Source organism: Bradyrhizobium sp. McL0616 (genome assembly GCF_049993385.1).
GTDB lineage: Bacteria > Pseudomonadota > Alphaproteobacteria > Rhizobiales > Xanthobacteraceae > Bradyrhizobium.
Genome location: NZ_CP188255.1, coordinates 5,363,393 through 5,389,173, shown reverse-complemented (window position 1 = coordinate 5,389,173; position 25,781 = coordinate 5,363,393). Strand labels below are relative to the sequence as shown.

Below are 25,781 nucleotides of genomic sequence, written 5' to 3'. Positions count from 1 at the left end.
TGGGGAAGATGTGATGCGGCGCCTGATCTGGCTTTCGGTCGCAGCAGCGATTGCGATCGCCTATCCGCTGCTGCTGTCCTCGCCGTTCCAGCAGCGCCTCGGCGCGCTGGTGCTGCTCTATGCGATTGCGGCCTCCGCCTGGAATATCGTCGGCGGCTATGCCGGCCAGGTCTCGGTCGGCCATGTCGTGTTCTTCGGTTGCGGTGCCTATGCTGCGATGGGGTCCTATGCCAAGTTTGGCTTATCGCCGCTGTTCGGCATTCCCGGCGGCATCGTGGTCGCGGTCGCGCTTGCCGCGATCATCGGCGTGCCGACGCTGCGGCTATCGGGCCATTACTTCAGCATGGCGACGATCGCAGTCGCCGAGACGATGCGGCTGGTCGTCACCAACACCGACTGGCTCGGCGCGGCGGTCGGACTTTCCGGCCCGACCGTGCCGCGCAACATCTTCGATCTCTCGTTCCTGTCGTCGCTGCCGTACTATTATCTCTTCCTCGTCATCCTCGCGATCACGCTGCTGATCACGTGGTGGATGACCAACAGCCGGATGGGATTCTACCTGCGCGCGATCAAGGATTCCGAGCGCGCCGCACGCTCGCTCGGCGCGCCCGCCAGCCGCACCAAGCTTTACGCCTATATGCTGAGCGCGGCACTGACCAGCGTTGCCGGCGCGCTCTATGCGATGATGTTCGGCTTCGTCGATCCCGAGTCCGGTTTCGGCATCCTGATCTCGGTCAAAATCCTGATCATGGCGGCCCTGGGTGGAGCAGGGTTGCTGTTCGGGCCTCTCGTCGGCGCTGCGATCCTGGTGCCGCTGGAGGAGATTTCCAACAGCTGGCTCGGCGGCAAGGGCGCCGGGCTGACCTTCGTGCTTTACGGCGCGATCATTGTCGTGATCGCGCGCTTCCAGCCGGGCGGTCTGCTTAGCCTGTTCACAAGGCGCTCCAAATCTGACACGGGAGCAAGCCATGCTCCTTGAGGCACGCGGGATCATCAAGGCGTTCGGCAGCTTCAAGGCGGTGGACGATGCGTCCGTGACGCTGGAGCAGGGCGACATTCTCGGCCTGATCGGCCCGAACGGTGCGGGAAAATCCACCTTCTTCAATTGCCTCACCGGCGACCTCAAAGCCAGCTCCGGCTGCGTCCTTTTCGAGGGTCGCGACATCACCGACTTCACGCCGGAGCTGCGTGCCGGCCTCGGCCTCGCCCGCACCTTCCAGGTGCCGCAGACCTTTGAGGGCATGACGGTGCTCGAGAACGTCATGATCGGGGCCTTCCTGCGCACCTCGCGTCGCAACGAGGCCGAGACCAAGGCGCGCGCCGTGCTGGAGCGCGTCGGCATGAACAGGCTTGCCGATGCGCCGGCGCGCTCGCTCGGCACGCCCGGCCGCAAGCGGCTGGAGATCGCCCGCGCACTCGCGACCGAGCCAAAAGTGCTGCTGCTCGACGAGGCCATGGCCGGCCTCAACGCGCATGAGGTGAAGCTAGCGATCGATCTCGTGCGGGACATCCACCGTTCCGGCATCACGCTCGTCATCGTCGAGCACATCATGGAAGTCATCATGTCGCTCGCCAGCCGCGTGATGGTGTTTCACCAGGGCAAGGAAATCGCGCGCGGGTCGCCGCGCGAGGTCACCTCTAACCCGGCCGTGATCGCGGCCTATCTCGGCACGCGCGCAGCCAAGGCTGCCGCGGGGCATACGCCGGTCGAGCTCATGGGCGGGCCGAACCTATGAGCGGGGCGCTCCTCCGGATCGAGCACCTCGAGGTGCGCTACGGCGACCTCATCGGTGTCTCCGATGTCTCGCTGGAGGTGCCGGAGGGTAGCGTCGTCGCGCTGCTCGGCTCCAATGGTGGCGGCAAGACCACGACGCTGAATGCGATCGCCGGTCTCATTCCCGTGCATTCCGGCACGATCAGCTTTCGCGGCGAGGACATCTCTGGCCAAAAGGCTTTTGCGATCGTGCGCAAGGGGCTGGCGTTGTCGCCGGAAGGCTGGCGGCTGTTCGTGCAACAGAGTGTCGAGAACAATTTGATGCTCGGCGCAACCCCGCTGCATGACAAATCGCGCAAGGCCACGCTGCTCGAGCGCGTCTACGAATTCTTTCCACGGCTGAAGGAGCGCCGCAACCAGCGCGCCGGCACCATGTCCGGCGGGGAGCGGCAAATGCTCGCGGTCGGCCGCGCGCTGATGAGCGACCCGAAGCTGCTGATGCTCGACGAGCCGTCGCTTGGCCTTGCACCCGCCGTGGTCGAGTCCATGTACGAGACATTCGGCCGCCTGCATCGCGAGGGCCTGACCATCCTGCTTGCCGAGCAATCGATCGAGCTCGCGCTCGAAGTCTCTGACTTCGCCACCGTGCTCCAGGTCGGCAAGAGCGTGCTGTCAGGCACGGCCGCCGCGCTGGCCGAGGATCCGCAGGTGCAGAAGGCCTATTTGGGCGTGGGGTAGTCGAACTCCGCCTGAAGCAGCAGCAACAGGCAACCGGCGAGCCGTGTCTCCATCTCCTTCGAGCGAAGCGACAGCGGGCCGGGATCGTTGAGGATCGCATTCACGAGCGTGCCCAGCACGACCTGAAAGCCGAAGGCGATGGCGCGGGTTTTTGCCGCTTTGCGGCCCTTGCCCATGGCCGGGAGCAGGAGAGGGGTGGCGCGCTTCGTGGTGGCTTGGGCGAGAGCCTTGAACGTCGTCCATTTGTCCGGGCGGGTGTCGTCATGCTGAAGCGCGGCGCGCAGCACACCCTCGTGGTTGCGCATCCAGGCAATGATGCCGCTGATGACGATATGGCAGCGCTTGTCGAGGCCCGTCTGTGGTGACGGCCGCCTGATTTCCACCAGCCGCTGCTCGCCGTCGCGCGCGGCCAGTGCCATCAGCGCGTTGAAATAGGCCTCTTTGCTCTCGAAACGGCTGTAGAAGGCGCCCACGGTAGCACCGACCTCGGCGCAGAGCGCCTCGATCGAAAGTTCGGCAAGGCTGCGCCTCCGCAGCATGTCGGCGCCCGCACGCAAGAGAGCCAGCGTCGTCTCCTGGCTGCGCTTCTGGCGTGACGGGGCGACGCCCGGCAGGTCGAAGTCGCGCAGCCCGGGCTTGTCCAGTGATGGCCGCATCCGTGCTTGCATCCGCCCAAAATCATAATCATAATTCGGATTATAATTTAGGCGCTGCCGGGCTGCGGGTCAACCGGGCCGTGGGCGCGCCAGCCAAGGAGGATCGGATGAGCGCAGGCAGCGGCACGCCGTTTCGCGGCACCGTCGGCAAGACGGTTGCGGAGTCAAAACCCTGGTGGCCGGAGGCGCCAAAGCCGCCAGAGGGGGCGCCGAACATCCTGGTCGTGCTGTTCGACGACGTCGGCTTCTCCGATTTTGGCTGCTACGGCTCGGCGATCAATACTCCGACCATAGATCGGCTTGCCGCTGAGGGCTTGCGCTACTCCGGCTTCCACACCACGGCGATGTGCTCGACGACGCGCGCTGCGCTGCTCACCGGGCGCAACCATCATTCGGTCGGCGTCGGCTGTCTCGCCAATTTCGATTCGGGCTATCCCGGCTATCGCGGCAAGATCGCGCGCGAGGCGGGAACGCTCGCCGAGATGCTGCGCGTGCACGGCTACCGCAACTACATGATCGGCAAATGGCACGTCACGCCGCTCACTGAGAGCGGCGCTACCGGCCCGTTCGACGGCTGGCCCCTGGGGCGCGGCTTCGATCGCTTCTACGGCTTCCTCGATGCCGAGACCGACCAATACGCGCCCGAGCTCGTCTCCGACAACACGCATATTGATCCGCCGGGAACGTATGCCGACGGCTATCATCTGACCGAGGATCTGATCGATCAGTCCATCCGCTTCATCGGCGATCACTATGCCGATCGTCCCGACATCCCCTGGCTCACCTGGGTCGCGTTGGGCGCCTGCCACGCACCGCACCAGGCGCCGGCCGAGATCATCCGAAACTACGACGCGTCCTTTGCGCACGGCTGGGACGTCGAGCGCGAGCAGCGTCTCGCGCGCCAGAAGGCGATGGGGCTGGTGCCTCCGGATACGCGGATGCCGGCGCGCAATGATGGCGTCAAAGCTTGGGAGGACCATTCGCCCGACGAGCGCCGCGTCTTCACGCGCCTGCAAGCGGCCTTTGCCGGCATGCTCGACCATTCCGATCGGCATCTGGCGCGGCTCGTTACGTTCCTCGAGACGGCCGGCATTCGCGACAACACGATGATCATCGTGTTGTCCGACAATGGCGCGAGCCAGGAAGGTGGGCCGCTCGGCTTCGTCAACGCGATGGGGCCGTTCAACTTCAAGCCGGAACCGATCGCGGAGAAGCTGCGTCGCATCGACGACATCGGCGGGCCCGATACCCACAGCAACTTCCCCCATGGCTGGGCGATGGCGTCCAATACGCCGCTGCGCCGCTACAAGCAGAACACCCATGGCGGTGGCATCCGCGATCCCTTCGTCGTCAACTGGCCGAAGCGTATTGCGACCAAGGGCGAGCTGCGCCACCAGTTCGTGCATGCCAGCGATCTCACGCCGACGCTGCTGGAGCTGATCGGCATCGACGCTCCCGTGACGATCGCGGGCTGCCGGCAGATGCCGCTGGAGGGTGAGAGCTTCGCGCGCTCGATCACGGATGCCTCTGCACCGTCGAAGACGTCACCTCAATATTTCGAGATGTTCGGCCATCGCGGCCTCTGGCATGGCGGCTGGAAGGCGGTCGCCTATCATCCGCCGGGCACGCCGTTCGAGAACGACAAATGGGAGCTGTTCCATCTCGACCAGGACTTTTCCGAGACCGATGATCTCGCGGCGAAGGAGCCGGAGCGCCTGGGCCGGATGATCGCGACATGGTGGGGAGAGGCCGAGAAGCATAACGTGCTGCCGCTCGACGACCGCTTCGGGCCGCGCTTTGCCGAAAACGCTGCGCGCTTCCACGGCGCGCGCCACCATTTCGTCTTCCACGCCGGCATGGGCCACGTGCCGACCGACGTGGCGCCGGACGTGCGCAGCCGCAGCTACACCATCGAGGCGCATGTCCAGATCGAGGAGGCGGGCGCGGACGGCGTGCTGATCGCGCATGGCGATGCGACGTCGGGCTATAGCCTCTACATCAAGGATGGCCACCTCGTGCACGACCTCAACATCGGCGGCAGCCATCAGATCGTCCGCTCCGACCGCAAGGTGCCGTCAGGCGCGCGGCGGCTGGGCGTTCATGTCGAGCGGCTGGTGCGCAAGGATCCGCCGGCCAAGGGCTCGCGCACCGGCGTCACCGACTACACGCTGCTGATCGACGGCGAGAAGGCGGGATCGCTCCAGACCCAGCTCGGTTTCCATACGCTGATCTCGTGGTCCGGCCTCGACATTGGCCGCGACCGCGGCAGCCCGGTGTCGCACTATGCGGCGCCGTTCGCGTTCGAGGGCCGGCTGCTGCGCGTCACCGTCACCATGCACAACGACCAGAAGCTCGACGGCGACGCCGTCGGCAACGCCCAGATGGCGCGGCAGTAAGGCTGAGCGCCTCTTACTTGATCTTGTCGTAGGCCGCCGCAAAATCGTTAAGCGGCATCGGGATCGCGATCGTCTCCTTGGCCATGTTCTGGAAGGAGACCTTCAACTGCTTGCCCGACTTCAGGCTCGCAAGCAGGTCCGGCGCGATCGGCGTCGAGGCGTAGCAGCCGCGATTCTCGCAGGTCTGGATCTGAAGATCGACCGCCTTGCCTTCGTCGACCTGAAGCTTGGCGCCGACGGGAAGGTTGAGGCCGAGCGGTAGCTGTAGCAGCGCCACCGGCGTGCGGGTGTCGGGCGCGATGCGGATATTGATCAGCACGATGGTCTGGCCGGTCTTGGTCAGCACCGCGTTCTGTTCGATCGCGCATTCGAGCGGCGCATCGCGGCTGACGCTGGTGCAGCGCGCGATCCAGCCGGGCTGCTGCGCCGCTGCGCCATCGGTCTGGGCTTGGGCTTGGGCCTGGGTCGGCGCAGGCGCGGGCTGTGCCGCCGGGACCGACGGGGCCGCGTTCTTCTTGGCACCTTGCTGGGCGTAGGCAGCGCCCGTCGACAACAGGATAGCGGCGGCGAGGACGACAAGTCTGGATTGCATGGGCATGGCGTAACCGCGTTGGCGTGAACCGAGGGCCTCGCTGTAGCGTCGCGGAAGCGACGGTGCAAGCTTACTCGGCGGCTTCCTTCACGGTGCTGTGCTCGGCTGCCTCGTGCTCTTCATCCTCGGCCGAATGGCTCTTGAACAGGTTCGAGAACTTGTCGAGATAGAGATAGACCACCGGGGTGGTGAACAGCGTCAGCGCCTGGCTGACGATCAGGCCGCCGACCATGGCGTAGCCGAGCGGCTGGCGGATCTCGGCGCCGGTGCCGTGGCCGAGCATCAGCGGCACGCCGCCGAGCAGCGCCGCCATCGTCGTCATCATGATCGGGCGGAAGCGGAGCAGCGCGGCCTGGCGGATCGATTCCTCAGGTGTGCGCCCGTCGCGCTCGGCAGCGATGGCGAAGTCGACCATCATGATGCCGTTCTTCTTCACGATGCCGATCAGCAGAATGACTCCGATCAAAGCAATGAGGCTGAACTCGAACCCGGCCGCCATCAGGATCAGAAGCGCGCCGACGCCGGCCGAGGGCAGGGTCGACAGAATCGTGATCGGATGGATGTAGCTCTCGTAGAGGATGCCGAGGATCAGATAGACCACGACGAGCGCCGCAAGGATCAGCAGAGGCACGGTGCCGAGCGATTGCTGGAACGCTTGCGCGGTGCCCTGGAAGCTCGAATTGAGCGTGGGGGGCGCGCCGAGATCGGCCATCGCCTTCTGCACGGACTCCGTGGCCTGTCCGAGCGCCACGCCTTGGGCGAGATTGAAGCTGATCGTGATCGCCGGGAATTGGCCCTGATGGCTGATCGAGAGCGATCGGACCGGGTCGGTGGACCAGGTCGCGAAGGTCGATAGCGGCACCTGTTCGCCGGTCAGCGGCGATCTCAGATAGAGCTTGTTCAGCGAATCGAGGTTGCCCTGCATCTCCGGCAGGATTTCCAGGATCACGTGATAGCTGTTGAGCTGGGTGAAATACTGCGTGACCTGGCGCTGGCCGAACGCGTCGTAGAGCGTGTCGTCGATCAGCTGCGGCTGGATGCCGTAGCGCGAGGCGGTGTCGCGGTTGATCTTGAGCTGGACCGTGGTGCCCTGGGTCTGCTGGTCGGTCGCGACGTCTCGCAACTCGGGCAGGGTCTGCATCTTTGCGAGAATCTTCGGCGCCCACGAATTGAGCTCGCCGAGATCGGCGTCCTGCAGGGTGAACTCGAACTGCGTACGCGTCGGACGGCCGCCGAGGCGGACGTCCTGGGCTGCCTGCATATAGAGGCGGGCTCCGGCGACCTTTTCGAGCTTGGGACGCAGCCGCGCAATGATCTGCTGCGCGGACGCCTCGCGCTCGTTGCGTGGCTTCAGGGTGATGAACATGTTGCCGTTATTGCCGGCGCGGCCGCTGCCGCCGATGTTCATCGCCGACGAGGCGATATCGGGATCTTCCATCACGATCTTGCCGAGCTCGACCTGACGGCGCTGCATCTCGGCAAAGGAGATGTCCTGGGAGGCTTCCGAGGTCGCGGTGATCAGGCCGACGTCCTGCTGCGGGAAGAAGCCCTTCGGGATCAGGATGAAGAGGTAGACCGACAGAGCCAGCGTGGCGAAGAAGATCACGAGCGTGGTGCGCCGCCAGGCCAGGGCATGGTCGAGCCCCCATTCGTAGCCGCGCAGCATCGCATCGAAGCCGCTCTCGCTCCACTGGTAGAACTTGCCGTGGGTCACCTCGCCATGAGCGCGCAGGAAGCGCGAGGCCATCATCGGCGTCAGCGTCAGCGACACGAACATCGAGACGAAGATCGTCATCGCCAGCACGACGGCGAATTCGCGGAACAGGCGTCCGATGATGCCGCCCATCAGGAGCAGCGGGATCAGCACCGCGACCAGCGAGATGCTGATCGAGACGATGGTGAAGCCGATTTCCTTGGAGCCTTTGAAGGCGGCGGCCATCGGCTTTTCGCCTTCCTCGATGTAGCGCGTGATGTTCTCGAGCATCACGATGGCGTCGTCGACGACGAATCCGACCGCGATGGTCAGCGCCATCAGCGACAGATTGTCGAGCGAATAGCCGAACACCCACATCAGCGCGCAGGCGCCCAAAAGCGCCAGCGGAACCGTGATGGTGGGAATCACGGTGGCCCAGAAGCTGCGCAGGAAGACGAAGATGACCATAACCACGAGGGCAATCGTCAGGAGCAGCGTGAACTGCACGTCCTCGACCGCGGCACGGATGGTGGTGGTGCGGTCGCTGATGACCTCGATCTTGACCGCGGGCGGGATCGCCGCGACGAGGCGGGGCAGGGTCGCCTTGATCCGGTCGACGGTCTCGATGACGTTGGCGCCCGGCTGCTTGAACACCACCAGGAACACGCCGCGCTTGCCATTGGCCCAGGCCGCCTGCTTGGCGTCTTCAGGACCGGTGACCGCCTGGCCGAGGTCCTTGATCCGCAAGGGGCCGCCGTTGCGATAGGCGATGATGACGTCGTTCCAGTCCTTGGACTGCAGCAACTGGTCGTTGGCGTAGATCGTGTAAGCGCGCTTGTCGCCGTCGATATTGCCCTTGGGGCTGTCGACCGTAGTGATTCCGATCGCGGTGCGCACGTCCTCCAGCGACAGGCCCTTGGCCACGAGCTTCGCCGGATCGATCTGGACGCGGACCGAGGGTTTCTGCTGGCCGCCGATGAACACCTGCGCCACGCCGGATATCTGGCTGATCTGCTGGGCAAGCTGGGCGTCAATCGAATCGCTGACGGTGGTCAGCGGCAGCGTGTCTGATGTCGCCGACAGCAGCAGGATCGGCGAGTCCGCCGGGTTCACCTTGCGATAGGTCGGCGGCGAGGGCAGGTTCTTCGGCAACTGGCCGCTGGCGGCGTTGATGGCGCCCTGCACGTCGTTCGCGGCACCATCGATGCTGCGGTTGAGGTCGAACTGGATGGTGATCGAGGCGGTACCCAGATAGCTCGTCGAGGTCATCTGCGCGATGCCGGGAATCTGGGCGAACTGGCGCTCCAGCGGCTGCGCGACCGAGGAGGCCATCGTTTCCGGGCTGCCGCCTGGCAGATTGGCCGTGATCTGGATGGTCGGGAAGTCCACCTGCGGCAGCGGCGCGACCGGCAGCAGGGGGTAGGCGACGAGACCGACAAAGAGAATGCCGGCCATCAGCAGCGAGGTGCCGATGGGATAACGGATGAAAGGTGCCGAAATCCCGCCCTCGGTCATTCCTGTCGAACCTTGTTCTGAGCCGGATCTGAACTCGCCACCGCCGTGGAGACGAGGCTTCCGGGCTGCACCTTGTATTGACCGCCGGTGATCACTTGCTGGCCCGGGCTGAGCCCTTCCTCAACAACCGACTTTCCGTCGATGGAGTAGTTGACCTTGATCGTGCGAACCTCGGCCTTGTTATCCTGGCTGACGGTATAAGCGTAGAGGCCGTTCGTCGAATGCAGGACCGCTTCATCGGGTACGACGGTCGCATCCTTCAGGGTCCGCACCAGAAGGCGTGTCGATACCGATTGTCCCGGCCACAGCGCGTGTTCCTTGTTGGCGAACACCGCCTTGAGCCGAATAGTCCCGCTGGTCGTATCGACCTGGTTGTTGATGACGGCGAGCTTGCCCTCGGCCAGCGTCTTCTTGCCGTCGGTGGTGAACGCGATCACCTTGAGCTCGCCGCCCTTCTGCCCCTCGCTGATATAAGGCAGCTGGTCCTCCGGCGCCGTGAAGATCACGGTGATCGGCTCGACCTGGGCGATGGTGACGACGCCGGTCTGGGTCGAGGCATTGACGATATTGCCGATATCGACCTGGCGCAGGCCGGCGACGCCGGTGATCGGTGACTTGACCTGGGTGTAGTCGAGCTGGGTCTGGGCGTTGGCGATCGCGGCTTCGTCGGCGGCGATCTGGGCGGTGAGCTGGGCGACGGTGGAGCGTTGCGTATCGGTCTGCTGCCGCGTCGCGAATTCACCGAGCTTGGTGTAGCGCTGAAGATCGAGATTGGCGTTGGCGAGATTGGCCTCGTCCTGCGCCTTCTTGGCCTTGGCCTGATCAAGCGCGGCCTGGAACGGGCGCGGATCGATCTCGACCAGGAGGTCGCCCTGGTTGACCATTTGGCCTTCGGTGAAGGCGATCTTGTCGATCTGGCCGTCCACCCGGGTCCGGACTTGTACGGTGTTGAAGCCCTGTACGGTGCCGAGGCCGGTCAGATAGACCGGGAAATCAGCCTTCTGCACCGGGGCGACGCTGACGGGCACCGCTGGGGCGCGCGGCGGCCCCTTCTGTGCCGTTTTTTGGGCCTCGGGGCCCGAGAAGCGTTGCCAGCCGTAATAGCCGCCAACGGCCACGGCTGCGATGATCAGAATCCACAGGATCGGCCGTGACTTTTTCATTTTTAATCGTATCGGCTTGTATGCCCAAAACAACGAATGGCGGGGCAATCAAAGGGTTCCAGAAGGGCTTGTATAATACACGCCAAGTTCCACTGTAAACAGCACTATCGGTTGAGAATCCTAAACAATTGGAAAGCTTTGCACCCCGTAGGCAACCGGGTGGCGCAGTGGTGTGCAGTGCTGCATTTTCCCATTTTGAACGAGCAGCGTGCAAAAGATAGGCAGCGCTCGCTGGCCGCGTGGGCGTTGCAGGGGGCGGAGCGAGCGAGCGGGCTCGAGAGGGACGGCTGGATTGGCCTTGGCGAGAACGGTTCTAAACCGGCGATGCGGCGTTTCGGTTGTCAGGAAAATCAGCGTCGTTCATATCAGCCGCCACAAATGGAGTGCGGTATGGACGAGCTGAACGGCAAACTGATTGCGTGTCAGATTCTGATAACAGGGCTGATCGCGCGCGTTGCCAACGAGCAGCGCGACCCCTTGCGATTTCTCACCGACTTCCGTGACGAGATCAAAGCCGTCGTCAAAGGCGTCAACATCGCCGGCATGGAAAACTCGGATCGCGTGCGTGCGGTTGCGCAGCACACCGTCGATGAATTGTTCTCGCTGATGAAGCCACCGAGCAGCGACTGACGGCTGCAGGACGGAGCGATCCCGGTGAGAATGTCGCCTTGGTTTTAGAACGACTCCAAGTCCAACTTAGAACGGTTTCAAAGTTCAGTTTAGAATCGTTTTGATCTGGACCTATTCAAGGGCTCTCGCGGGCTGCTCGCATTGACCCGCTATTTTGTGGCCGATACCAACAGCCCATCGCTCATCGCAATGAAGTGAAATGAGCGGACAAGAAAATGGGGCGTGTTGTAATGGGGCAGGTGGTTGCACCGAAGTCGCTGCGTTCGGTCGCAGTGTTCGATGAAAAATTCGCGGTCGGTTCTGGCAAGAGGGTTTCGGCGGTTGCGGGCTTGATCGCAGCGGCGTCAGTTTCGAGCGGAGCCCAGGCGCAGCAGTCGAACCTGCCTCCGGTGACGGTCGATGCGCCGGTCGAGCGTCCGCGTCCGGCCGCCTCGAAGCCGACGGCTGAGCAGGTTCGCGCGCGCAATGCGCTGCGGCGTGCGGCGCAGCGCCAGCAGGCCGCGCAGGCTCCGGTCGTCAACGCGGCCGGCCCTGCAGCGGATCGCGACCCGTACGCAAATCCGGAAGCGCCCTACATGGCCACCCGCGTGCAGGCGGGGAGTAAATTTCCCGAGCCGATCCTCAACACACCTAAATCGATTACGGTGCTCACGAAGGACGTCCTGGAGGACAAGAACGCCACGACGCTGAAGCAGGCGATCCTGAGCACGGCCGGCGTGACGCTGGGCACGGGCGAGGGCGGCAACGCCTTCGGCGACCGCTTCTTCATCCGCGGCTTCGATGCCCGCAACGACATCTTCATCGATGGTGTACGCGATCCCGGCGTCAGCGTTCGTGAGAACTTCTTCACCGAGCAGGTCGAAATCCTGCGCGGCCCAGGCTCTTCCTTCGCAGGTCGCGGCATCGCCGGTGGTGCGATCAACATCGTGACCAAGCAGGCTACGACGGAGAAGAGCTTCTACAACATGGACACCTCGTTTGGCACCGACAAGACCAAGCGTGTGACGCTCGACGTCAACCAGGTGATCAATCCGACCTTTGCGGTGCGCGCCGGCGGTCTGTTCCAGGACGCGGGCGTGGCCGGCCGCGACTTCACGACCGATGATCGTAGCGGCGCGTTCATCGCCACGACCTGGAAGCCGGTCGATGCGGTCAAGATCACCACGGACTATGTGCACACCTACCTGCACGGCATCCCGGATTTCGGCGTGCCGTACTACCGGCCGGGGTCCCCCGCGCCGGGTAACGTGTTCAGCTCGACCGCGGGCGGCCCGTATCCGGACTTCGGTTCCAACCGCAACAATTTCTACGGCTTCGTCAATCGCGACTTCTTCAAGGTCAAGCAGGATTTCGGAACCGTCAACTCCGAGATCTACGTGACGCCGGATCTCATGCTCAGCGACAAGATCCGGGTGTCGCGGTCGGTCAACGACTATGTTGGAACGCTGCCGGAATCGCCGACAGCGCCAATCCCGCTGACGGCAGCGACCCTCACCGCCAATCCGCAGAGCCGCTACCAGGTAACCGACGTCATCGCCAACCAGAGCGAGGCGACCTACAAGTTCGACACCGGTGGCTTCAGGCACACGGCGCTGGGCGGCGTCGAGATCTCGCGCGAGACGTCTTTCCTCGATAAGTACGCCGGGCTGAATTCGGAATTGACGACCGGTCCGGCTTTCACCCCTGGTGGGTCCACCGCGGGTGTCAGCGTCTTCTCGCCGCAATACACCTTCCTCAACACGTTCGATGCACCGCGGATGCTGGGAGCGCCGACCAATTTCTCAATCGACACCAAGAGTGTCTACGCGCTGGATAGCGCGAACTACCGAGATCTGATCATCCTCAATGGAGGCATCCGCTACGATGACTACACCGTCAAGACCAGCGGCTATGGCACGGTTGGCACAACGCAGGTGTTTGGCTCGCAGAGCGCCGAGTTCGGGCTGCCGAACTTCAACCTCGGCCTGACGCTGAAGCCATTGCCGAACGGCAGTGTCTATGTGGCCTATGCGACGTCATCGAATCCGGTGGGGGCCGAGCTTGACGGCACCAGCACGGCCTATGGCAACATTGCGCCGGTTCTCAGCGGCGGCAACAATCAGATCTTTGGACCGGAGAAGAATACGGCCATCGAGCTGGGCACGAAGTGGGAGCTCTTCGATCGCCATCTGCTGCTGACGGCGGCGCTGTTCCAGACCGAAAAGGAAAATGCGCGCGAAGCGCAAAACATCACGGCTGCGACACCGGCAGCCAATATACCGGCCGGCTGTTCCTATTCGCCGCCAGCCGGAGTGACGAGCGTTTCGTGCATCACGGCCGGTGCCGCCTACCGCATCCGCGGCATCGACCTCGGCGTCGGTGGCAAGATCACAGACAAATGGAGCGTGTTCGGTGGCCTCGTGCTGATGCAGTCGGAGGTGACCAAGTCGCTGGCACCGTCGCCGCAGCCGTTGCTCTATCCAACCAATGTCGGGCGTCCGCTCGCCAACATCGCGCATCAGTCGTTCAGCATGCTCACGAAGTACCAGCTCACCGACGTCTGGGAGCTCGGCGGGCAGGCGGTGTACCGCTCGCAGATCTACGGCGGCACGCTGCTCGCGGCCAACCAGGGCACGTCGATCCCCGGCTATTGGCGCTTCGACGCCTTTGCAGAGGCGAAGGTCGACAAGCATTGGACCGTGAAGCTGTTCCTCAACAACATCTTCGACAAGCGCTACTACGACGCGCTGTACCAGAGTGCGACGCCATTCGTCCTGGAGGCCCCCGGACGCGCCGCCTATCTGGTTCTTTCGGCGCGCTACTGATGGGAGATAACGAGGTGCCATGCTGACATGCATAGACGGCGTCCTGAGCAAGGATGATGTGGCGGAGTTCCGCCGCATCATGGACGCCAGTGAATGGGAAGACGGCCGTTCCACCGCGGGCGCGCAGTCGGCCATGGTCAAGCGCAACGAGCAACTGCCGCCCGATAGCGAAGTCGCGCGAAAACTCGGCCACCGCATCATCTCGGCGTTGACGACGAATCCGCGGTTTCTGGCGGCGGCGATCCCGCTCCAGATCTTTCCGCCGCTGTTCAACCGCTATGCGGCGGATAGCGGCCACCATTTCGGCCTGCATGTCGACAATGCGATCCGGGGCGACCGGCTGACCGGCCTTCGCATCCGAACGGACCTGTCGGTCACGCTGTTCCTCAGCGAGCCCGAGGAGTATGACGGTGGCGAACTTGTGATCGAGGACACCTACGGCTCGCACGAAGTCAAGTTGCCAGCAGGCGACTGCGTGCTCTATCCCTCGACCAGCCTGCATCTCGTCACGCCGGTGACCCGGGGCGCCCGGGTTGCGTCTTTCTTCTGGCTCCAGAGCATGATACGGGACGATCAAGCCCGCAGCATGATCTTCGACCTCGACACCGCCATTCAGGCGCTGGTGGGACGGCTCGGGCGTGACGATCCTGAAACGGTCAAATTGACGGGTATCTATCACAACCTCATTCGCTACTGGGCCGAAGTATGAAGATCACCTCTCTCCAAGCAAGCCTCGCCGCGGCCGTGCTGCTGACGGTCACCTGGCTCGCTGTTCCTGTTTCCGCCCAGACACAAACTCAGCCGACGGCGGTTCGGCCGGCCGCGGCTCCGCAGCCAAGCGCGATCGCGCCGGCAGTGCCGTCGGCGGCTGCACCTGTCCCCGCGGCGTCCGCACCCGGCGCGTCATCGACCGATGCGCCTGTGGCGGCTCAGGCCGCCGCAACGCCGGACGCGGCGTCTGCCGACATCCGTGCGCCGAAATCGGCCGCGCCGATGATGAAGGAATTGTCGCCCTGGGTGATGTTCATGTCGGCGGACATCATCGTGAAGGCGGTGATGATCGGGCTCGCCTTCGCCTCGCTCGCCACCTGGACGATCTTCCTTGCGAAATCGATCGAGCTGTCGGTTGCCTCCGGCAAGCTGCGCTCGGCGCTGAAGAAGATTGCAGAGGCGCGGTCACTTGCAGAAGCGCAGATGGCGCTCGGCGCCAAGGAGGGCGTCCTGCCGTCCTTCCTGGCGGCTGCGCTGCGCGAGGCGCGGATGTCGGCCGGCATCTCCAGCGATACCGGCATCAAGGAGCGCGCGGCCTCGAGCTTCGCCGAGATCATGCGTGCGGAGGCGCGGCGCATCCGCATCGGCATGGGCGTGCTCGCGACCATCGGCGCCACGTCGCCCTTCGTCGGCCTGTTCGGGACGGTCTGGGGCATCATGAACAGCTTCATCGGCATCTCGAAGTCGCAGACGACGAACCTCGCCGTGGTCGCCCCCGGCATTGCCGAAGCGCTGCTCGCCACCGCGATCGGCCTCGTCGCCGCGATCCCCGCCGTCATTATCTACAATCAGTTCGCGCGCACGACGAAAAGCTATCTCGAGCTTGTCAGCCGCGCCTCGGGCGCATCAGCGCGGCTGTTGTCGCGCGATCTCGATCGTAGCCACGGCAGCGTGCATTCGCGCGCGGCGGAGTAGACGATGGGTGTTTCGCTCGCAGACAACGATCTCGACGAGGACGATTTCTCCGAGACGCATGACATCAACGTCACGCCGTTCATCGACGTCATGCTGGTGCTGCTGATCATTTTCATGGTCGCCGCGCCGCTGTCGACGGTCGACCTGCCGATCGACCTGCCGACGTCGACGTCGACGCCGCAGAAGAAGCCGGACAAGCCGACCTACGTCAGCATCAAGCCGGATCTTTCGCTGGCGATCGGGGAGACCTTCGTCAAGCGTGTCGATCTGGTCAGTGCGCTCGATGCCACGCCGGACATGGCCAGGGACAAATACATCTTCCTGCGCGCCGATCGCGCGGTGCCCTATGGCGAGCTGATGGAGGTCCTGGAATTTCTCAACAAGGGAGGCTATTCCAAGGTCAAGCTGGTGACGCTGGAGGGTGTCCCGGGCGCGCCACCTCCGCCGCAGGCTGCACCGGCGACACCACCGAAGCCGTGACGAAGGCCTGACGCCGATGTCCGATCTCGACCTCAAATCATCCCGATTGCCGTGGATCCTCGCCGCTGTCGTCGCGGTTGCGCTCCATCTCGGCGGCGCGGCGCTGGCGCTTGCCAATTTGCGGGGCGACGAACCCGACGTCATCGCCGATCCGCAAGGCATCGAGGTCGGGCTTGAGTCGATGTCGCCCAATGGCGAGCCGAGCGAGCTGCCGCCGGGACCGGACTCGAACGAGTCTGTCGCATCGCCCGAATTGACCGAGCAGAAGGCCGAACTCAAGGAAAGCAGCCTTCCCAAGGACATCCCGATGGAGGCCGAGGACGCCGACCGGGCCGTCACGATGAACGAGACCAAGAAGCCGGTCGAGGAGGAGACCAAGGAATCGGTTGTCCCGACGGCCGCCTCGGTGGCTTCGCCGGCTGCAGAAGCGACGGCCATGCCGACCTCGGACGCCGAGAAGAAGAGCGATCGCTCGGTTCGCATTCGCCAGGGCTGGGAAAAGGATCTGGTCGCCCATCTCGACCGGCACAAGCGCTACCCGAAGGGCCTGCTGAAGGCGGCCGAACTCTCAGTTCGGCTGACGCTCGACCGGCTCGGTCATGTGGTCTCGGTCGCGATCGAAAAGGGCTCGGGCGATGCGGCCTTCGACAGCGAGGCGATCGGAATGGTTCAGCGCTCCGATCCCGTGCCGACACCGCCGCCGCTGGTCGCCGACGAAGGGCTGACCTTCGTATTGCCGGTGATCTTCCGGAAGAATGGCAAGGCGGGGAAGGGCTGAGACCGCAGCCGGGGCCAGCGCCTCAGCGCCAATAGTACTGGATCGAGACGTAGACCACGACCAGGCAGGCGAAGATCAGCGCCACCGGGAGGGGGCGCTTCTGGGTTCCACCAAACGTCGCCGCTCCGAATGTACCGGTCTTCTTCGGCTTGGGCGCAGGGCGCCTGAAGGCGGTAACATTGTCCGCTGCCGGCTCAGCCGCCCGCGTGCGGACGTCAGGCGGGCTCCCGGCGCCGCCCATCTCCAGATAGTAGGATTTGTAGAGTTCGGCGATGGTGGCCTCGGTCGCCTCTGCCTCGCTCGTCTGATCGAGGAGCGTCTTGTAGCCGGCCAGAAAGCCCTGTGCGTCCGCAGGCAGCGACGATAACCCATTCAGCTTGGCCATCATCTTCCAGGTGGCGAAATCGGCGCGGGCACGGGTGTCGGCGCGTCGCGCGATCAGCATATCAGCAGCTTTGACCAAGTTGGCCTCTAGCCCTTCGGCTTTTTCTTCAAGGGTCCTGCTTTCACTACGCATTGCCGGTCAGCAAGAGAACAGCTTGAATCACATAACCGGTCAACGTTCGCAGTATTGCTGAAATAACATCAAGATTTAGACCGAACTGGGAACCCACCAAAGGCAGCAGGATCAGCAGTGCGATCAGGATCATCATGCCGTACGGCTCGAGCCGCGCCAGGGGAAGGGCAAGCGGCCGGGGCAACAGCCCGACCGCGACCCGCCCGCCGTCCAGCGGCGGGATCGGCATCATGTTGAAGACGGCCAGTACGACGTTGATCACGAGCGCATTCTTCAGATTGTCGGCGATCCATTGTGCGGAGTTCGCGGGCACCAAAGGCAGGGCATGGAAGGCGAGGGCGGCCACCAGTGCCATTAGGATGTTCGTCGCGGGACCGGCGAGCGCCACCCAGACCATGTCGAGCCTGGGATTGTTGAGATTGCGAAAATTCACCGGCACCGGCTTGGCATAGCCGAACAGGAACGGCGAATGCGCAAACAGCAGCATCGCCGGCAGGATCACGGTGCCGAACGGGTCGATGTGCCGGAGCGGGTTGAAGCTGACGCGGCCGAGCTGCCAGGCGGTGTTATCGCCGAGCCGATGCGCCACGAAGCCGTGCGCGGCCTCGTGGAAGGTGATGGCGAGCACCAGCGGCAGCACCCACACGGAGAGGTCATAGAGGGAAATATTCACGGCTCGTCCGTCCCGGTTCTGCCTGCGGCCTTGCAGCCGAACCAGCCAAAACGGGTGGTGCAGCGACGCGTCCGGTCAACATAGGGTGGCCGGTTCCGAAATACCACGCTGCAAGGGAAGCGCCCCGGCGCGCCGTCGTGCAAATTTAGACAGGACCGATCTATACCGGAATCGTCCCCTGATATTGCCTCAGGCCGTCGTCGAGCTTCAGCCAGGCGAGCTTCTCCGAGACCCAGATGTGCTCGGTCGGTGCAAAGGCGTTGCGATCGTCGAAGGTCGTGAGCGAGACGCCCGCCAGCGTGCCATTGCGCCGCCAGGAGAACAGGCGCGTGCCGCAGCGCTTGCAGAAGACGCGGTCGATGTTCTCGGACGAGGCATAGCGCTCGGTGTCGCCCTCGACGGTCAGCGCGCGCTGGTCGAATTGCGCGCGAGCAAAATAGGGCGAGCCCATCGCCTTCTGGCACATGCGGCAATGGCAGATGCGGACGTTGAGCGGCTCGCCTTCCGCCTTGAATCGCACCGCGCCGCAAAGGCATCCACCTTCCCGGATCATGGCTCAGGCCACCTGCCATTCACTAACCTGCCGTGCCATGTTCCAGTTGAGATTGTCGAGTTCGCCGTCCATGTCGGAATTCCTGCGTCTGGTGTTGGTGAAGGCGGCCCAGCAGAAGCCGCCATGGGTTCTGACCGCGATGGTGCTGGTGCCCGGCAGGCTGCCATTGTGCCACCAATTGCCGAATTTGTTGACGCAAAAACCCTTGGCGTAGTCCGGGCTGTAGCTGGGCGCGGTGGTCATGACCTGAATCGTGCGCGGTCGCAGGATGTTCGCCGGCTTGGTGTAGCCGTCGATATGCATCAGGAACTGCACGAGATCCGCCGGCGTCGCGATCCAGCCGCCATGGGAATCCATCCGCCGGACATTCATGCCGTAGGGGCCGTCGCCCTGGCCGTAATAGACGACTTCGCCGGCTTGGCGCTGGTCGCGGGTGTTGCCGGCGATCGTCATGTCGGTGACGCCGCAGCGTGCCAGCACCTCGGTGCGGACATGCTCGGCATAGGGCCGGCCGGTGAGTTTTTCGATCACGCGGCCGAGCACGCAATAGCCGAAATTTGAGTAGGCGTAGTGCTGGCCCGGCGGCCGGTCCAGCGGCCGGTTGGCCAGGGTCCAGGTGATCAGTTGCGCGTGATCCATGTGCGGATGCGTGAACATGGGATCGCGGTTGTCGTTGCTCCAGCCGCCGCCGGTGTGCGTCATGAGATGCTCGAGGGTGATCTGGTCGATGCCGGCAGAATAGGGAGGTGCGCCGTAATCGGTGCCGAGCAGCGCGCCCGGGCCGAACACGCGATCCGTCAGCTTGAGGCGGTTCTCCTCGATCAGGCGGAAGATCGTGACCGAGGTGATCATCTTGCTGACGCTGGCGATCCGGAACAGATGCCGCGGCGTCACGGCCTCGTTCCGCTCGATATCGGCGAGACCGAAGGTGTCCTGATGGACAACAGTGCCGGCATAGCCGATCGCTACGGACAGTGCCGGCACGCCGTACTTGTCCATGAAGCTGTGCGCGAGCCGTGTCATGGCGCCGCGCTCGGCCGGCGAGGGCGGGCGAATGCTCGGGGGGTGGGGCGCGAGTTGCGCGAGTGTCGTCGATGACAGCAGCGGCAGCGCACCTGCGCCCGCTGCGAGCTTCACGAAATCCCGACGCCCAAATCGCATGGTCCGCCCCTTCCAGGGGCGGCCAGTGCTTCAGTAGGTCGCCCGTCCCCCGGAAATATCAAACACCGCTCCGGTGGAGAAGGCACAATCTTCGGATGCAAGCCAGCTCACCATCGCGGCGAGCTCTTCCACCAGCACAAAGCGGCCCTTGGGGATTTTCGACAGCATGAAATCGATATGCTGCTGCGTCATCTGGTCGAAGATCGCGGTTTTTGCCGCTGCCGGCGTCACCGCATTCACGAGGATGTCATGCCCGGCGAGCTCCTTGCCGAGCGATTTCGTCAGCGCGATCAAGCCGGCCTTGGATGCCGAGTAATGCGAGGCGTTCGGATTGCCTTCCTTGCCGGCAATCGAGGCGATGTTCACGATGCGCCCGTATTTCTGCTTGAGCATCGCGGGCACGACCGCCTTGCAGACGATAAAGGGGCCGTCGAGGTTGATGCGCAGCACCTTGCGCCATTCCTCGAGGTCGGTCTCCCAGACCGGCTTGTTGACGCCGGCGATGCCGGCGTTGTTGACGAGGATGTCGATCTTGCCGAAGGCGGCGAGCGTCGCATCGCGCGCCTGCTCGACGCCTGCGGTGTCGGTGATGTCGACTTTGAAGACTTTGGTCTCGCCGCCGATTTCCTTCGCGGTCTTTTCGGCCAGCGCGGCGTCAAAATCCCAGATCGCGACCTTGGCGCCGGAAGCGACAAAGCGCTGGGTGATGGCGCGGCCAAAACCCTGCGCGCCGCCGGTGACGATGGCGATGCGGCCGTCGAGATCGATCTTGTTCATGAGGTCTGATCCCGTGGACGTCAGAGCATGTAGCCGCCGTCGACGACGAGGTCCACGCCGGTGGTGAACGCGCTTTCGTCACTGCCGAGATAGACCGCCATCGACGCGATCTCGTCGGCAGTGCCGAGCCGGCCCATCTTCTGGCGGGAGACGAACATCTCCTTCCCTTGCGGCCCCTGCGCGGCGGCGCGGTCGAGCATCGAGGGCGTCTCGACGGTGCCGGGGCAGATGCTGTTGCAGCGGATGCCTTTGGTGATGAAGTCGAGCGCGACCGCGCGCGTGAGCAGCGACACCGCGGCTTTCGACGAGCTGTAGACGTAGCGGTTGGCCGGTGGCCGCAGCGCCGCACAGGACGAGATGTTGACGATGCTGCCGCCGCCACCCGCGAGCATCTCCGGCAGGAACGCCCTGATGGTCCGGTGCATCGACTTGACATTGAGGTCGAACGAGAAGTCAAAATCCTCTTCCGAGCATTCCAGGATGGTGCCGTGATGCACGAAGCCGGCCGCGTTGAGCAGGATATCGACCTTGCCGATGCGCTTGGCAAAGGCGTTGACATCGGCGGTGTTGCGAACGTCGAGCTTCGACGTCTCGGCAATGCCTTCCTTGGTCAGGCCCGCGATGCCGCTTTCGTTGATGTCGGTCGCGATGACAGTCGCGCCCTCACGCGCAAATGCGATGGCGCATGCGCGTCCGATGCCGGCTGCTGCGGCGGTGATGATTGCGCGTTTTCCCTTGAGGCGGTCTGCCATTTTCTTGTTCCTCACCTTGAATTTGACTGAAGTGTCGTCATTGCGAGCGAAGCGAAGCAATCCAGAATCTCACCGCGGAGAAAGTCTGGATTGTTTCGTCGCTTCGCTCCTCGCAATGACGAGTAGCTAATGATTATCCCGCGCGACACCAAAGGTGCCGGCGACGTTCTGGTAGCGCGTGGCGAGCTCCATGCAGGCGCCGGTCGATTGCTGGCCGACGGTGTTGCGGTAGAGCTCCTGCCATGGCGTCTGGTTCGGCGGATGCTTGAAGCCGCCACTGGCCTTCAGCTCGGCGTGGCGCTTCTTCACTTCCTCGTCCGAGATCAGGATGTTGGCGCTGCCCTTGTTGAGGTCGATGCGGACCTGGTCGCCGGTCTTGAGGATCGCGAGGCCCCCATTGGCGGCAGCTTCCGGCGAAGCATTGAGGATCGAGGGCGAGCCCGATGTGCCGGACTGGCGGCCGTCACCGATGCAGGGCAGGGAGTGGATGCCGCGTTTGATCAGCGCCGCCGGCGGCTGCATGTTCACGACCTCGGCGCCGCCGGGATAGCCGATCGGGCCGGTGCCGCGGACGAACAGCACGCAGTGCTCGTCGATCTCGAGCGAGGCATCGTCGATCCGCGCGTGATAATCCTCCGGTCCCTCGAACACGATGGCGCGGCCTTCGAAGGCGTTGAGGTCCTTCGGGTTGCTGAGATAGCGGTCGCGAAACTCTTTCGAGATCACGCTGGTCTTCATGATCGCCGAATCGAACAGATTGCCCCTCAGCACCAGGAAGCCGGCATCCTTCACCAGCGGCTTGCCGTAATCCCAGATCACGTCGTTGTCCGGCTTCGGCGCGTCGGCGCAGTTCTCGCCGATGCCGCGGCCGTTGACGGTGACCGCATCCTCATGGATGCGCTTGTGCTTCATTAATTCGCGCACCACCGCCGGCACGCCGCCGGCGCGGTGAAACTCCTCGCCGAGATAGAAGCCGGCCGGCTGCATGTTGACGAGCAGCGGCACGTCGTGGCCGAATTTCTGCCAGTCCTCGATCGTCAGCTCCACGCCGATATGGCGCGCCAGCGCATTGATGTGGATCGGCGCGTTGGTCGAGCCGCCGATCGCCGAATTGATCACGATGCAATTCTCGAACGCCTTGCGAGTCAGGATGTCCGAGGGCTTGAGGTCTTCCCAGACCATCTCGACGGCGCGCTTGCCGGTCTCGTAGGCGATCTGGCCGCGCTCGCGATAGGGCGCCGGGATGGCCGCGCAGCCCGGCAGCGAGAAGCCGAGCGCTTCGGCAAGACCGTTCATGGTCGAGGCGGTGCCCATGGTGTTGCAATGGCCGACCGACGGCGCGGACGAGGCCACGATCTCCATGAACTCTTCATAGTCGATCTCGCCGGCAGCGAGCCGCTCGCGCGACTTCCAGACGATGGTGCCGGAGCCGGTGCGCTCGCCATTGTGCCAGCCGTTGAGCATCGGGCCGCCCGACAGCACAATCGCGGGCAGGTTGACGGTCGCGGCCGCCATCATGCAGGCCGGCGTGGTCTTGTCGCAGCCGGTGGTCAGCACCACGCCGTCGAGCGGATAGCCGTAGAGGATCTCGACCAGGCCGAGATAGGCGAGGTTGCGATCGAGCGCCGCGGTCGGGCGCTTGCCGGTCTCCTGGATCGGGTGGGTCGGGAATTCCATGGCAATGCCGCCGGCCTCGCGGATGCCTTCGCGAACCCGATGAGCGAGCTCGATATGGTGGCGGTTGCAGGGGGAGAGGTCGTTGCCGGTTTGCGCAATGCCGATGATCGGCTTGCCGGACTGAAGCTCGGAGCGGGTGAGGCCATAGTTCAAATAGCGCTCCAGATAGAGCGCGGTCATGCCCGGATTATGCGGGTTGTTGAACCATTCCTGCGAGCGAAGGTGGCGGCGGGTACCGTTACCGGCGGGCGCATGCCCATTGGTTGGCTTTTTTGTCATTGGTTTCTCCTGCAATGCAAACGCACTGGCGTCAGTCCCTGGCGTTCGTCTTGGCATCCATTTTTGGGTGTCGGCTTGCGCGATGCCCAACGGCGTGAGCAATGGTCTGCCTGCCCGTTGGCGGGTCGTTTCCTCACAAGTTCGATATTAGTCATGGCTACTTGGTAACGCTACCATTTTGTTCGCGACGCCCGTGCCGGAAAGGGCTGGCCTGCTGTCCGAACGCCGCAGCGACGAACTCTGCCGCTCCATCACTTTGAAGCCGAGGTCGAGCACCGGCTGCTCCGGACGCCGGCCCTCGATCGCATCGATCAGCATGGTGGCAGCGGTCCGGCCCATTTCGTAGCGGTTGGTGCGCACGCTGGTGAGGGTGGGGACGGCTGAGGCCATGAATTCGAGGTCGTTGAACCCGATGAGCGCGATCTGCTCGGGGATCGCGATCTCGCGGCGGCGGCACTCAAACAGCACGCCGAGCGCAAGGTCGTCATTGGCGCAGAATACCGCGTCGAGATCGGGCGACTTGGCCAGCAGATCCGTGAACAGCGCGCCGCCGAGCGTAACCGAGGTCGGCGTCGCCGTTGAGACGATCAGGCGCTGGTCGAACAGGCCTGCATCTTTCATGGCGGCCTGGTAGCCGTCGAGCCGCCGCTGCACGCGCGGGTCCATGCGCGCGCCGACGAATCCAATCTTGCGGTGGCCTTGCCCGAACAGATGGGCAAGCGCGGCGCGGGCTGCATCATAGTGCGAAAAGCCGATCATCATGTCGACGGGGTTGGGTCCGAGCTCCATGATCTGCACGATCGGACAGTCGGCCGCTTCCAGCATCGTGCGCGATTCCGCGGTCTGGTCGATCCCGGTCACGATCAGCCCGGCCGGCTTCTGCGCAAGAAACAGGCGGAGCAGCTTCTCCTCCTGGAGAATACTATAGCGTGTGTTGGACAGTTGGATCGAGTAACGGCTGTTCTCGGACGCATGATAGATGCCGCGCAGCACGTCTGAGAACACATTGTTGGTCAGTGACGGAATCAAGACACCGATCACCTCGGTGCGCTGCGAGGCCAGCGCGCGTGCCGCCAGGTTCGGCACATAGCCGAGCTCTCTGGCCGCGCTGTCGACCCGTGTCCGCTTGGCGACCGACAGTGCCTCGGGATTGCGGAAGAAGCGGGAGGCGGTGATCGGGCTCACGCCGGCGAGTTCGGCGACTTCTGCCAGCCGGATTTTGCCTGACTTGGTGCGCTTTCGACCCATATGCTGCTCTTAACACAGTCACTCCTGCAAACAAAGGAACGTTGACAGCGCTACCAGCAACGACTAACCAAAGACAAATTGCCAAAACCGCACAAACTGCCGACAATGTCGCCTGCTAAGAGCGGCTTCGTTTCGGCGAAGTTCAGAAAAAACAAGACGGTGGCGGCGCGACAGTTGCGTCGTCGAGTCGGAGGAGGGAGCTAGATGTCGTCTGTGCAAATCCGCGACGTGCGGAAATCGTTCGGCAATTTTGAAGTCCTGCACGGCGTCTCGATTCCGATCGAGGATGGCCAGTTCGTCGTCCTGGTTGGCCCCTCCGGCTGCGGCAAGTCGACGCTCCTGCGCATGCTCGCAGGCCTCGAAAACATCACCTCCGGCACGATCTCGATCGGCGACCGCGTAGTCAACAATGTCCAGCCCAAGGAGCGGGACATTGCGATGGTGTTCCAGAACTACGCGCTCTATCCGCACATGACCGTCGGCGAGAACATGGGCTTCTCGATGAAGCTGCGCGGCGAGAGCACCGACGAGATCAACAAGCGCGTCAAGCGCGCCGCCGAAATTCTCGCGCTGTCGCCGCTCCTCGAGCGCTACCCGCGCCAGCTCTCCGGCGGCCAGCGCCAGCGCGTCGCCATGGGCCGGGCCATCGTGCGCGATCCCCAGGTGTTCCTGTTCGACGAGCCCCTGTCGAACCTTGATGCCAAGCTGCGCGTCGCCATGCGCACCGAGATCAAGGAGCTGCACCAGCGGCTCAAGACCACAACGGTCTACGTCACCCACGACCAGATCGAGGCCATGACCATGGCCGACAAGATCGTCGTCATGCATGACGGCATCGTCGAGCAAATGGGCACGCCGCTTGAGCTCTATGACAAACCGGAAAACCAGTTCGTCGCCGGCTTCATCGGTTCGCCCGCAATGAACTTCCTGAAAGGTCACGTGCGCGTCAATGGCGTTGCGACCTTCGAGGGTCCGAACGGCGTCAAGCTGCCGCTCAAGAACGCGCCGGCCGCGTCCGACGGCAAGCCCGTGGTCTATGGCGTCCGTCCCGAGCATTTCACCATCGCCGATGATGGTGCCGACGCCGAGATCGTCGTGGTCGAGCCGACCGGTTCGGAGACGCAGGTATTTGCGAAGGTGGGTGGCGAGCAGGTCGTCGCGGTCTTCCGCGAGCGTCACCAGTTCAAGCCGGGCGACAAGGTCAAGCTGAAGCCTGACCCGTCACTGGTTCATCTGTTCGATGAGGCGACCGGTAAACGCATGTAGCGACGTAAAAACCAACCAATACAAATATAAAAA

General features: G+C 63.8%; 23 protein-coding genes. 11 read left to right on the top strand and 12 right to left on the bottom strand.

What is annotated here, in order from left to right; genetic code table 11:
• The first annotated feature begins 13 nt into the window (after positions 1 to 13).
• From ACPPVR_RS26350 to ACPPVR_RS26340, 3 genes are read left to right on the top strand one after another with little or no spacing between them, the layout of a single operon-like run.
• Positions 14 to 979 carry a branched-chain amino acid ABC transporter permease gene (locus tag ACPPVR_RS26350; protein ID WP_426609478.1) on the top strand — a complete coding sequence of 322 codons (966 nt, stop codon included), beginning with the start codon at positions 14 to 16 and terminating at the stop codon, positions 977 to 979.
• The gene (locus ACPPVR_RS26345; protein ID WP_426609477.1) at positions 969 to 1,736 is read left to right on the top strand and encodes an ABC transporter ATP-binding protein; all 768 of its coding nucleotides are present in this window, start codon (positions 969 to 971) and stop codon (positions 1,734 to 1,736) included. Before ACPPVR_RS26350 ends, ACPPVR_RS26345 begins: the two co-directional genes overlap by 11 nt.
• Positions 1,733 to 2,452, top strand: coding sequence for an ABC transporter ATP-binding protein (locus tag ACPPVR_RS26340; protein ID WP_426609476.1), 720 nt, complete (start codon positions 1,733 to 1,735; stop codon positions 2,450 to 2,452). Before ACPPVR_RS26345 ends, ACPPVR_RS26340 begins: the two co-directional genes overlap by 4 nt.
• Here the strand turns inward: ACPPVR_RS26340 and ACPPVR_RS26335 are convergent.
• The gene (locus ACPPVR_RS26335) at positions 2,434 to 3,108 is read right to left on the bottom strand and encodes a TetR/AcrR family transcriptional regulator (RefSeq protein ID WP_426609475.1); all 675 of its coding nucleotides are present in this window, start codon (positions 3,106 to 3,108) and stop codon (positions 2,434 to 2,436) included. The genes ACPPVR_RS26340 and ACPPVR_RS26335 overlap by 19 nt on opposite strands.
• A 107-nt stretch (positions 3,109 to 3,215) precedes the next feature.
• Here ACPPVR_RS26335 and ACPPVR_RS26330 point away from each other — a divergent pair, with 107 nt between their 5' ends.
• Positions 3,216 to 5,504, top strand: coding sequence for an arylsulfatase (locus ACPPVR_RS26330; RefSeq protein WP_426609474.1), 2,289 nt, complete (start codon positions 3,216 to 3,218; stop codon positions 5,502 to 5,504).
• 13 nt (positions 5,505 to 5,517) lie between these two features.
• Here ACPPVR_RS26330 and ACPPVR_RS26325 read toward each other — a convergent pair whose 3' ends face one another.
• The 3 genes from ACPPVR_RS26325 to ACPPVR_RS26315 form a co-directional block, all read right to left on the bottom strand.
• Positions 5,518 to 6,102, bottom strand: a complete 585-nt coding sequence (locus tag ACPPVR_RS26325; RefSeq protein WP_426609473.1) for an invasion associated locus B family protein — start codon at positions 6,100 to 6,102, stop codon at positions 5,518 to 5,520.
• 64 nt (positions 6,103 to 6,166) lie between these two features.
• Entirely contained in the window at positions 6,167 to 9,304 is a 3,138-nt protein-coding gene (locus ACPPVR_RS26320) for an efflux RND transporter permease subunit (RefSeq protein WP_426609472.1), read from the bottom strand.
• Complete coding sequence (locus ACPPVR_RS26315; RefSeq protein ID WP_426609471.1) at positions 9,301 to 10,467, bottom strand: efflux RND transporter periplasmic adaptor subunit; 1,167 nt, start codon at positions 10,465 to 10,467, stop codon at positions 9,301 to 9,303. Before ACPPVR_RS26315 ends, ACPPVR_RS26320 begins: the two co-directional genes overlap by 4 nt.
• Before the next feature lie 390 nt (positions 10,468 to 10,857).
• On the opposite strand from ACPPVR_RS26315, the gene ACPPVR_RS26310 reads away from it, so the two are divergent.
• The 6 genes from ACPPVR_RS26310 to ACPPVR_RS26285 all read left to right on the top strand — a co-directional run bounded on the left by ACPPVR_RS26310 (position 10,858) and on the right by ACPPVR_RS26285 (position 16,845).
• Positions 10,858 to 11,097, top strand: a complete 240-nt coding sequence (locus ACPPVR_RS26310; RefSeq protein ID WP_426616189.1) for a hypothetical protein — start codon at positions 10,858 to 10,860, stop codon at positions 11,095 to 11,097.
• Between the two features lie 230 nt (positions 11,098 to 11,327).
• Complete coding sequence (locus tag ACPPVR_RS26305; protein WP_426616188.1) at positions 11,328 to 13,901, top strand: TonB-dependent receptor; 2,574 nt, start codon at positions 11,328 to 11,330, stop codon at positions 13,899 to 13,901.
• A gap of 19 nt (positions 13,902 to 13,920) precedes the next feature.
• On the top strand, positions 13,921 to 14,610 hold the full coding sequence (locus tag ACPPVR_RS26300) for a Fe2+-dependent dioxygenase (RefSeq protein ID WP_426609470.1): 690 nt from the start codon (positions 13,921 to 13,923) through the stop codon (positions 14,608 to 14,610).
• Positions 14,607 to 15,587, top strand: coding sequence for a tonB-system energizer ExbB (gene exbB / locus ACPPVR_RS26295; RefSeq protein ID WP_426609469.1), 981 nt, complete (start codon positions 14,607 to 14,609; stop codon positions 15,585 to 15,587). Before ACPPVR_RS26300 ends, exbB begins: the two co-directional genes overlap by 4 nt.
• A gap of 3 nt (positions 15,588 to 15,590) precedes the next feature.
• On the top strand, positions 15,591 to 16,067 hold the full coding sequence (gene exbD / locus ACPPVR_RS26290; protein WP_426609468.1) for a TonB system transport protein ExbD: 477 nt from the start codon (positions 15,591 to 15,593) through the stop codon (positions 16,065 to 16,067).
• Between the two features lie 16 nt (positions 16,068 to 16,083).
• A complete protein-coding gene (locus ACPPVR_RS26285; RefSeq protein ID WP_426609467.1) occupies positions 16,084 to 16,845 on the top strand; it encodes a TonB family protein in 762 nt (253 codons plus the stop codon).
• A gap of 22 nt (positions 16,846 to 16,867) precedes the next feature.
• On the opposite strand, the gene ACPPVR_RS26280 is transcribed toward ACPPVR_RS26285, so the two are convergent.
• The 8 genes from ACPPVR_RS26280 to ACPPVR_RS26245 form a co-directional block, all read right to left on the bottom strand.
• Entirely contained in the window at positions 16,868 to 17,290 is a 423-nt protein-coding gene (locus ACPPVR_RS26280) for a hypothetical protein (RefSeq protein WP_426616187.1), read from the bottom strand.
• A 64-nt stretch (positions 17,291 to 17,354) separates the two neighbouring features.
• The gene (locus ACPPVR_RS26275) at positions 17,355 to 18,035 is read right to left on the bottom strand and encodes a site-2 protease family protein (RefSeq protein ID WP_426609466.1); all 681 of its coding nucleotides are present in this window, start codon (positions 18,033 to 18,035) and stop codon (positions 17,355 to 17,357) included.
• A 160-nt stretch (positions 18,036 to 18,195) separates the two neighbouring features.
• Positions 18,196 to 18,588: a GFA family protein gene (locus ACPPVR_RS26270; RefSeq protein ID WP_426609465.1), complete on the bottom strand. Its 393-nt coding sequence runs from the start codon at positions 18,586 to 18,588 to the stop codon at positions 18,196 to 18,198.
• Positions 18,589 to 18,591: 3 nt separating this feature from the next.
• Complete coding sequence (locus ACPPVR_RS26265; RefSeq protein ID WP_426609464.1) at positions 18,592 to 19,749, bottom strand: serine hydrolase domain-containing protein; 1,158 nt, start codon at positions 19,747 to 19,749, stop codon at positions 18,592 to 18,594.
• Between the two features lie 30 nt (positions 19,750 to 19,779).
• Entirely contained in the window at positions 19,780 to 20,526 is a 747-nt protein-coding gene (locus tag ACPPVR_RS26260) for an SDR family NAD(P)-dependent oxidoreductase (RefSeq protein ID WP_426609463.1), read from the bottom strand.
• A 20-nt stretch (positions 20,527 to 20,546) separates the two neighbouring features.
• Complete coding sequence (locus tag ACPPVR_RS26255) at positions 20,547 to 21,278, bottom strand: SDR family oxidoreductase (RefSeq protein ID WP_426609462.1); 732 nt, start codon at positions 21,276 to 21,278, stop codon at positions 20,547 to 20,549.
• Between the two features lie 126 nt (positions 21,279 to 21,404).
• Positions 21,405 to 23,234: an IlvD/Edd family dehydratase gene (locus ACPPVR_RS26250; RefSeq protein ID WP_426609461.1), complete on the bottom strand. Its 1,830-nt coding sequence runs from the start codon at positions 23,232 to 23,234 to the stop codon at positions 21,405 to 21,407.
• A gap of 147 nt (positions 23,235 to 23,381) precedes the next feature.
• Complete coding sequence (locus ACPPVR_RS26245; RefSeq protein WP_426609460.1) at positions 23,382 to 24,482, bottom strand: LacI family DNA-binding transcriptional regulator; 1,101 nt, start codon at positions 24,480 to 24,482, stop codon at positions 23,382 to 23,384.
• A 204-nt stretch (positions 24,483 to 24,686) separates the two neighbouring features.
• Here ACPPVR_RS26245 and ACPPVR_RS26240 point away from each other — a divergent pair, with 204 nt between their 5' ends.
• Entirely contained in the window at positions 24,687 to 25,748 is a 1,062-nt protein-coding gene (locus ACPPVR_RS26240) for an ABC transporter ATP-binding protein (protein ID WP_426609459.1), read from the top strand.
• Positions 25,749 to 25,781: the final 33 nt, after the last annotated feature.

What these genes read in the sequence shown, in the direction of transcription:
- ACPPVR_RS26350 (WP_426609478.1), top strand. Translation starts at nt 14, where the DNA reads ATGCGGCGCCTGATCTGGCTTTCGGTCGCAGCAGCGATTGCGATCGCC.
- ACPPVR_RS26345 (WP_426609477.1), top strand. Translation starts at nt 969, where the DNA reads ATGCTCCTTGAGGCACGCGGGATCATCAAGGCGTTCGGCAGCTTCAAG.
- ACPPVR_RS26340 (WP_426609476.1), top strand. Translation starts at nt 1,733, where the DNA reads ATGAGCGGGGCGCTCCTCCGGATCGAGCACCTCGAGGTGCGCTACGGC.
- ACPPVR_RS26335 (WP_426609475.1), bottom strand. Translation starts at nt 3,108, where the DNA reads ATGCGGCCATCACTGGACAAGCCCGGGCTGCGCGACTTCGACCTGCCG.
- ACPPVR_RS26330 (WP_426609474.1), top strand. Translation starts at nt 3,216, where the DNA reads ATGAGCGCAGGCAGCGGCACGCCGTTTCGCGGCACCGTCGGCAAGACG.
- ACPPVR_RS26325 (WP_426609473.1), bottom strand. Translation starts at nt 6,102, where the DNA reads ATGCCCATGCAATCCAGACTTGTCGTCCTCGCCGCCGCTATCCTGTTG.
- ACPPVR_RS26320 (WP_426609472.1), bottom strand. Translation starts at nt 9,304, where the DNA reads ATGACCGAGGGCGGGATTTCGGCACCTTTCATCCGTTATCCCATCGGC.
- ACPPVR_RS26315 (WP_426609471.1), bottom strand. Translation starts at nt 10,467, where the DNA reads ATGAAAAAGTCACGGCCGATCCTGTGGATTCTGATCATCGCAGCCGTG.
- ACPPVR_RS26310 (WP_426616189.1), top strand. Translation starts at nt 10,858, where the DNA reads ATGGACGAGCTGAACGGCAAACTGATTGCGTGTCAGATTCTGATAACA.
- ACPPVR_RS26305 (WP_426616188.1), top strand. Translation starts at nt 11,328, where the DNA reads ATGGGGCAGGTGGTTGCACCGAAGTCGCTGCGTTCGGTCGCAGTGTTC.
- ACPPVR_RS26300 (WP_426609470.1), top strand. Translation starts at nt 13,921, where the DNA reads ATGCTGACATGCATAGACGGCGTCCTGAGCAAGGATGATGTGGCGGAG.
- exbB (WP_426609469.1), top strand. Translation starts at nt 14,607, where the DNA reads ATGAAGATCACCTCTCTCCAAGCAAGCCTCGCCGCGGCCGTGCTGCTG.
- exbD (WP_426609468.1), top strand. Translation starts at nt 15,591, where the DNA reads ATGGGTGTTTCGCTCGCAGACAACGATCTCGACGAGGACGATTTCTCC.
- ACPPVR_RS26285 (WP_426609467.1), top strand. Translation starts at nt 16,084, where the DNA reads ATGTCCGATCTCGACCTCAAATCATCCCGATTGCCGTGGATCCTCGCC.
- ACPPVR_RS26280 (WP_426616187.1), bottom strand. Translation starts at nt 17,290, where the DNA reads ATGCTGATCGCGCGACGCGCCGACACCCGTGCCCGCGCCGATTTCGCC.
- ACPPVR_RS26270 (WP_426609465.1), bottom strand. Translation starts at nt 18,588, where the DNA reads ATGATCCGGGAAGGTGGATGCCTTTGCGGCGCGGTGCGATTCAAGGCG.
- ACPPVR_RS26265 (WP_426609464.1), bottom strand. Translation starts at nt 19,749, where the DNA reads ATGCGATTTGGGCGTCGGGATTTCGTGAAGCTCGCAGCGGGCGCAGGT.
- ACPPVR_RS26260 (WP_426609463.1), bottom strand. Translation starts at nt 20,526, where the DNA reads ATGAACAAGATCGATCTCGACGGCCGCATCGCCATCGTCACCGGCGGC.
- ACPPVR_RS26255 (WP_426609462.1), bottom strand. Translation starts at nt 21,278, where the DNA reads ATGGCAGACCGCCTCAAGGGAAAACGCGCAATCATCACCGCCGCAGCA.
- ACPPVR_RS26250 (WP_426609461.1), bottom strand. Translation starts at nt 23,234, where the DNA reads ATGACAAAAAAGCCAACCAATGGGCATGCGCCCGCCGGTAACGGTACC.
- ACPPVR_RS26245 (WP_426609460.1), bottom strand. Translation starts at nt 24,482, where the DNA reads ATGGGTCGAAAGCGCACCAAGTCAGGCAAAATCCGGCTGGCAGAAGTC.
- ACPPVR_RS26240 (WP_426609459.1), top strand. Translation starts at nt 24,687, where the DNA reads ATGTCGTCTGTGCAAATCCGCGACGTGCGGAAATCGTTCGGCAATTTT.